The sequence below is a fragment of the Roseibium sp. AWQ4_254 genome, from assembly GCF_056161025.1.
In genome coordinates this window covers 1-244 of record NZ_JBSWYH010000125.1, presented here as the reverse complement: position 1 = coordinate 244, position 244 = coordinate 1, and the positions used below count along the sequence as shown (strand labels likewise).

1 pseudogene and 1 other annotated feature are annotated in these 244 nt (G+C 58.2%); the pseudogene reads right to left on the bottom strand.

Annotated elements, in window-relative coordinates:
- Window positions 1-244 (bottom strand): annotated as a pseudogene (locus tag ACXAIC_RS24900) (IS3 family transposase); the annotation flags it as partial.
- Window positions 96-212 (bottom strand) — a sequence feature (AL1L pseudoknot). (Overlaps the previous pseudogene by 117 nt.)

The window sequence follows — 244 nt, the reverse complement described above, 5'->3', positions numbered from 1 at the left end:
CGGCGGATCTCGATCTTCAGAGCGATATCGCGGCGAGCGCGGGACGATAGGCGATCCACATCCTCACGCTTGGCGATATTCTCATAATAAGCTGACGGGGCAATCGGCAGCAGTCGGCAGATCGGCTCGACCCCAAACACCGGACGGTGTTCATCGATGAAGGAAATCATCGCTTCAATGGGCGGTCGAGCTCCGCCTGGGCAAAATAAGCAGACGCCTTGCGCAAGATCTCGTTGGCTTGGCG